This window comes from Ruegeria sp. CDSB117 (assembly GCF_059611005.1).
Genome location: NZ_JBXWOS010000017.1, coordinates 118,861 through 124,860 on the forward strand (window position 1 = coordinate 118,861; position 6,000 = coordinate 124,860).

At 59.9% G+C, this 6,000-nt stretch carries 7 protein-coding genes; 3 read left to right on the plus strand and 4 right to left on the minus strand.

Annotated features, from left to right (window positions below; genetic code table 11):
- Positions 1–144 precede the first annotated feature (144 nt).
- From ccmI to AC2FJC_RS17680, 3 genes are read left to right on the plus strand one after another with little or no spacing between them, the layout of a single operon-like run.
- Complete coding sequence (gene ccmI, locus AC2FJC_RS17670; RefSeq protein ID WP_496740479.1) at positions 145–1,371, plus strand: c-type cytochrome biogenesis protein CcmI; 1,227 nt, start codon at positions 145–147, stop codon at positions 1,369–1,371.
- A complete protein-coding gene (gene ruvX / locus AC2FJC_RS17675) occupies positions 1,368–1,832 on the plus strand; it encodes a Holliday junction resolvase RuvX (RefSeq protein WP_496740480.1) in 465 nt (154 codons plus the stop codon). The genes ccmI and ruvX overlap by 4 nt, the downstream gene beginning before the upstream one ends.
- 18 nt (positions 1,833–1,850) lie before the next feature.
- On the plus strand, positions 1,851–2,084 hold the full coding sequence (locus tag AC2FJC_RS17680; RefSeq protein ID WP_496740481.1) for a DUF1289 domain-containing protein: 234 nt from the start codon (positions 1,851–1,853) through the stop codon (positions 2,082–2,084).
- Positions 2,085–2,351: 267 nt separating this feature from the next.
- On the opposite strand, the gene AC2FJC_RS17685 is transcribed toward AC2FJC_RS17680, so the two are convergent.
- From AC2FJC_RS17685 to dusA, 4 genes are read right to left on the minus strand one after another with little or no spacing between them, the layout of a single operon-like run.
- Positions 2,352–3,080, minus strand: a complete 729-nt coding sequence (locus AC2FJC_RS17685; RefSeq protein WP_496740482.1) for a SpoIIAA family protein — start codon at positions 3,078–3,080, stop codon at positions 2,352–2,354.
- 33 nt (positions 3,081–3,113) lie between these two features.
- Positions 3,114–3,896: a hypothetical protein gene (locus AC2FJC_RS17690; RefSeq protein ID WP_496740483.1), complete on the minus strand. Its 783-nt coding sequence runs from the start codon at positions 3,894–3,896 to the stop codon at positions 3,114–3,116.
- On the minus strand, positions 3,893–4,717 hold the full coding sequence (locus tag AC2FJC_RS17695) for a sulfite exporter TauE/SafE family protein (protein ID WP_496740484.1): 825 nt from the start codon (positions 4,715–4,717) through the stop codon (positions 3,893–3,895). The genes AC2FJC_RS17690 and AC2FJC_RS17695 overlap by 4 nt, the downstream gene beginning before the upstream one ends.
- Before the next feature lie 40 nt (positions 4,718–4,757).
- Positions 4,758–5,795 (minus strand): tRNA dihydrouridine(20/20a) synthase DusA, encoded by a 1,038-nt coding sequence (dusA, locus tag AC2FJC_RS17700; protein ID WP_496740485.1) that lies wholly within the window; start codon positions 5,793–5,795, stop codon positions 4,758–4,760.
- Positions 5,796–6,000: the final 205 nt, after the last annotated feature.

Genomic DNA, 6,000 nt, shown 5'->3' on the forward strand with positions numbered 1-6,000 from the left:
GCGCGCCCCTGCCGTTCAACGCCGTAATATCGCACTATTGCGACATAGGCCCCATTATTGCGACATGAAGGCGACCAGCGGCCATTTGTCCCTTTTGTCGACCCGCCGAGAGGTCTAAGTCAGGACAGCCAAATCGGAGAAACCATGTCGTTCTGGGTCCTGATCATCCTAACCGCTGCTGTGATTGCAGTGTTCTTGGGCTATTCCATCCTGCGAACGCGCGACGCACGCGAACCCGCAGCGGCGTATGACCTGCGTGTCTATCGCGAACAGCTGGCGAGCGTCGACAAGGATCTGGCCCGAGGTGTCATCGGCGAAGCAGACGCCGAGCGTGTTCGCACGGAGATTTCACGCCGTATTCTGGCCGCAGACGCCCAGATGCAGGCACAGTCGACCCGACCGGGACCGCCACTTTGGGCCTCTGTCACCGCGATCGCAGCCGTGGGTCTTATCCTGGTCGGCGGTGCGGCCTGGATGTACGACCGGATGGGTGCGGCGGGGCTACCGGACCAACCTCTGTCGCTGCGCATTGATCGAGCGGAAACCTTGCGCGCGGAACGCCCCAGCCAGGCTGAATTCGAAGCCACCACAACACCAGCCCCCATGCCGCAGCTGGAAGAGAGCTACGCGGCGCTTTTAGAGCAGTTGCGTGAAACCGTCGAAGCGCGCCCCGATGACCTGCAAGGCCATATCCTATTGGCGCAACACGAGGCGAACGCAGGCAACTTTCCAGCCGCATACAAGGCGCAGCAGCGCGTGATCGACTTGTCCGGTGACGCTGTCCCAGCAGATGCTTATTCGCATCTGGCAGAAATGATGATCCTCTCGGCGGGTGGATATGTATCCCCCGAAGCCGAAGCTGCATTGCGCGAAGCGTTAACACGTGATCCGCGACACGGTCCGGCGCTGTATTACCTTGGCCAGATGATGGTGCAGGTCGGGCGCCCCGACATCGGGTATCGCATCTGGACCGACGCCTTGCGCAACGCACCGGCCGGCGCGCCGTGGGTCGACGCAATTCTGGCGCAACTGGAAGAATTGGCTTTCCGCGCCGGCGTGTTCAACGCGCCCGAGGTTACGGCCCCTACCGGACCCGGCCCAAGCCAGGATGACGTTGAGGCTGCCGCTGCGCTGACCCCGGACGAACGACAAGAGATGATCCGAGGCATGGTCAACCAGCTTTCAGACCGGCTGGCCACCGAAGGAGGAGCTCCCGAGGATTGGGCCCGTCTGATCGCAGCACTGAGCGTTCTGGGCGAAGGACAGCGCGCGATCGACATCAGGAACGAAGCCATGGCGGTCTTTGCCGGAAACGCCGATGCGCTGGAGATCATCGACGCTGCCGCACTTCAGGCAGGTATTGCGCAATGATTTACGACGAGTTCGAAGACTTCGCCGCTGCAATATCCCCCATGACCGCCTTGATGGGGCTGGATCTGGGCGAAAAGACCATCGGCGTGGCCGTGTCCGACCGGATGCGCGGCGTGGCCAGCCCGCTTGAGACCGTACGGCGCAAGAAATTTACCCTGGATTCGGCCCGATTGCTGGAAATCATCGCGGATCGCGAGATTGGTGGTGTTGTGCTTGGCCTGCCCAAAAACATGGACGGAACCGAAGGCCCCCGGTGCCAATCGACCCGCGCTTTTGCCCGAAATCTGTCACGTCTGACCGAAGTTTCGATCGGATTCTGGGATGAACGGCTCAGCACGGTAGCGGCAGAAAAGGCACTGCTTGAGGCGGATACGACACGAAAACGTCGCGGACAGGTTATCGATCACGTCGCGGCGGGCTATATTCTGCAAGGAGCGCTGGATAGGCTGCGCTTTCTTTAAGGGCGACGGGGTACACCGATGACAAACATGGTCTGGAAAAGGAACGAGGTCGAAAGCCCTTGCATCCAGATATGCGTCGTGCACCCGACCGAGCGCATCTGTACTGGTTGCTATCGCACCATTGATGAGATCACACGCTGGTCGAAAATGGGCAGCGATGAACGTGCTGAGATCATGGAAGATCTGCCCGCGCGCAAGCCACGCCTCGCCAAACGGCGCGGCGGACGCGCGGCGCGCATGAACAAATCCTGATATCCACTTCTGGCTTTTAGGCTGAGTTCGCGCTGCTGCGGGTTGGTCTGAACTCCGAGGGGGGATCAAGTTCGAAGACATGCGTAAGTGAGTGGCAACCCACAGCAGCGCCTTTCAGCAAAATGGTCTTCCGACGTGGTCAGGCGGAAGAACGATTCAGGTTTAAGCGTTTTTTGACCGACCGATCAAGAAAAATTGAACGGTCGGTAAATTAACCTTACGTAATGGTAAAGTAAGGCGAGAACTGGCGCCGTGATCAGCATCGCCCTACCCCGCCGCAAGCCAGGATTTTGCGTTTTCGAAATCCTCAGAAGGGAAGAATTGCGTGCGGGCACCCAGAACGTGACTGGCGACACGCTGCGCCATATGTTGCCACGCTTTGTCCCCCACTATGGCGGCGCGATCCAGCATTCCCACATGCCCTCGGGCCAAGCGGAAATGTGCGGCCAGTGCGGTCAGCCCCTGCCAGCCGTCAAACTCGCGCAGGTCGATCACCAGACGGAACCCGTTCTTTGAACTCAGCAAGGTATCCAGATCACGCTCAGCCTGTTGGTATTCTTCGGGGTCCAGTTCGCCCATCAGGCTGATCTGCACGCAGGGTCCGCCCAAATCGGTCACATGGATGGCCCCCAGAGACTCGCGCATCCAACGGCGCGCGGCCTCAAGTTCCGAAAGTTCAAACACATGAACGGGGCATGGCAGGATCGGCGCGGCCAGACGGATGCTTGTCTGTACCCAGCCCTGATCAGCCGCAACCGCGATACGGTCAAACCCGCGCCAGTGGCTGAGACCCAGCTTGGTATCGGACCACGCGGCCCCAAGATCATAGCCTTTGAACTCTGGCTGCACGATTGCCAGCAGACGCACCGCATCATGCGCCTCAAGCGCCGCTTCGATCGCGGGGACCAATGTCTCGCTGTAGTCTTTGCTTGTCACTTCGCCGGACAGCTCGACCTCGATCTGGGCCCCATCAGAATCCGTGTGAACCGTAATCATCGAAAATCTCCAAACCTGAATAATGGCAACAGGTTAGGAGGATTCGATCCACTCGGCTACTCCCCCGGCGCATTCGGGGCGAAAATAGGCGATCATCCGTCCATCCGGGCCAGCGGTCGCCGCCTCGGCCCAAGGCGCGACGCCGTGCAGGCAGTGGCGATGCAGTAGATAGGCCTCACCCGGTTTTGCTGGCAGCTCGATCCGGGGGCAGGTCTCAAACACCTCGCGACGGGCCGCCTGATATATGTCGGTTACGTCGATCAAGTGTAGGCTGTCCTTGGGTTGGCCTTTCATCGCTTGTGCGAACGCAGCCCCCAGTATCTTGTGGCTGCCTTCCCACAGAACCATCGGCGCGGCATCCGTGCTGGCCTCGGTCAGCGGGATGCCAAGAATCCATGCGTGCGGTTCATCTACCCGGCGTCGACGATCCGGCCCCATGGGGCGCAATCCATCCACATGCGCCGCATCACGGTTCCGCCGGTATCTGCTGGCCGCTTCACCCTCGCCGCGACGTGGTCGGGGGTAACCGGGATAAACGACCGAGACCTGCCCCTTGTGCAGTGGCAACCGCCCATAGTGTTCAGAGATAAAGTCCATGGCCTTTCCCGACAAAACGTCCGATCGCGCCACCCTGCCCTCTGGATCGTTGTCCAACGCGTCCACACCGATGAACCATGTGCCTTCGCAATCCAGCCATTCCGCATAGACCGGATCTGTGACCGAGGCGCGGGCTTGCGGCAAAGCATGTTCAACCCATCGGGCAAGCGTCGGGTCGTGCGGAAACCTGATCCAACCTTTGTCCCAAAAATCGGTCACAGCCCCAGCGCCTTACGCAGCATATTCAGGGCGACCAGCGTCAGAAAAACCGCGAACACACGCTTCAACGGCTTGGGATCCATCGCATGCGCCAGCTTTACGCCCCAGGGCGCAGTGATCATCGTCATGGCTACAACAATTGCAAAAGCGATCAGGTTGACCGCGCCGATTGTGTACGGAGGGCGGTGTTCAGGCGCGATGTCCAGGAACAGGAAGCCCAAAACCGAAGGCACCGCGATGATCACACCAAACCCGGCCGCCGTTGCAACCGCCCGATGAATGGGCGCGTTGAACAGGCTCATCAGCGGCACGCCAAAGCTGCCGCCGCCAATGCCCATCAGAACTGAAAGGAACCCGACCGAAGGTGACAAAACGGCCCGCTTCACGCCTTTTGGCATCGCATCACCAAGCCGCCATTCTGATTTACCCAAACCCAGATATGCGCCAATGACCATACCCAACACGCCGAACAACGCCTGCAACGCCTCGGTTCGCAGTGCCGAAGCGACCAGCACTCCGACAATGGCCCCCACTGCAATTCCCGGCCCCCAACCGCGCAGGATATCCCAGTCCACCGCGCCTTTCTTGTTATGCGCCAGGACGGATCGTAGTGATGTGATGATGATGGTTGCCAGCGAGGTCGCAAGACACAGCTGCATCAACTGTGGGCCGCCATATCCAAGTGTTTGGAACGCATAGAAAAACGCGGGCACCAAAACGATGCCGCCACCAACACCCAGCAAGCCAGCCAAGACACCGGCCAGCGCCCCGATTACAAGCAAAAGGCCCAACATCTGGGCCAGCAACATCGTCTCGGGCATCATCCCCCCAAACCGGCCATTTGGCCGTATTCCGTTCCCGTCAAACCTCTGCCAAAGGCGCGATACAGTCCAGAGCTTGCAGCATCACTTCGGGGCCCGCCCCATCGTGAACCGCCCCCTCGGACAGAGCCCGCCTCCACGCACGCGCACCGGGGCGACCGGCGAAAAGACCCAGCATGTGACGCGTGATCTGGTGCAGACGACCGCCCCCGGCAAGGTGGTTTTCGACATAGGGCACCATTTTGTGAACGACATCAATCGGATCAGCCACCTGACCACCGCCAAAAATCAAGGCATCCGCCTCGGCCAGAATATCCGTGGGTTGATGATAGGCCGCGCGGCCAATCATGACACCGTCCAGCCCGGCGTCCAGCTGCGCCTTCGCCTGCTCCAGAGACGTGATCCCACCGTTGATTGAGATATGCAGGTCAGGGAACGCCCGTTTCATCCGATGCACAAGATCATAGTCCAAGGGCGGGATATCCCTGTTTTCCTTAGGGCTCAGCCCTTGCAGCCAAGCCTTGCGCGCGTGGATTGTCACACGTTGGCATCCGGCCTCGTGAATGGCCTGCAGAAACTCAGGCAGGACCTGTTCCGGATCCTGATCATCAACCCCAATACGGCATTTGACAGTGACTTCAACATCAACCGCATCGCGCATCGCGGCAACGCAGTCGGCAACACGGACGGGGTCCTTCATCAACACGGCCCCGAAAGTGCCCGATTGCACCCGATCCGAGGGGCAACCACAATTCAGGTTGATCTCATCATACCCCGCTTGCGCGCCCAACCGGGCCGCCTCCGACACTTCCTCTGGGTCTGAACCGCCCAATTGCAGCGCGACGGGGTGTTCCTGCGAACTGAAGTCCAACAAGTGCAGTGCGCCACCCCGCACCAACGCCGGGGCGGTTACCATTTCCGTGTAAAGAAGTGTCTGCTGACTGAGCAGTCGGTGCACAAATCGGCAATGCCGGTCTGTCCAATCCATCATTGGTGCGACCGACAATCTCGCCGCCTTGGCGACAAGGACATTTGAAGCCGGTTGGCGCTGTGAAACAGGGTGTGACGGTGCGGTCATGGATGGGTCTCGGTGTACACTGAATAGGTGGCTTACTGTACCGGACGGTGTTTCGCAACCAAGGGCGCGCAGTGATCAAGACACGTACCAAAAAGGCACTCCAGCACAAAAAGAAAGGGCAGGTCATACGACCTGCCCTGCGCGATTGCACCGATTGGGAGGAGTGGGTGCGCCTCGCGGCGTTTGCTTACTTGGCAGCAGCGGC

Bases quoted from the DNA above. Each gene is read 5' to 3' on its own strand.
- ccmI (WP_496740479.1), top strand. From the start codon at position 145: ATGTCGTTCTGGGTCCTGATCATCCTAACCGCTGCTGTGATTGCAGTG.
- ruvX (WP_496740480.1), top strand. From the start codon at position 1,368: ATGATTTACGACGAGTTCGAAGACTTCGCCGCTGCAATATCCCCCATG.
- AC2FJC_RS17680 (WP_496740481.1), top strand. From the start codon at position 1,851: ATGACAAACATGGTCTGGAAAAGGAACGAGGTCGAAAGCCCTTGCATC.
- AC2FJC_RS17685 (WP_496740482.1), bottom strand. From the start codon at position 3,080: ATGATTACGGTTCACACGGATTCTGATGGGGCCCAGATCGAGGTCGAG.
- AC2FJC_RS17695 (WP_496740484.1), bottom strand. From the start codon at position 4,717: ATGCCCGAGACGATGTTGCTGGCCCAGATGTTGGGCCTTTTGCTTGTA.
- dusA (WP_496740485.1), bottom strand. From the start codon at position 5,795: ATGACCGCACCGTCACACCCTGTTTCACAGCGCCAACCGGCTTCAAAT.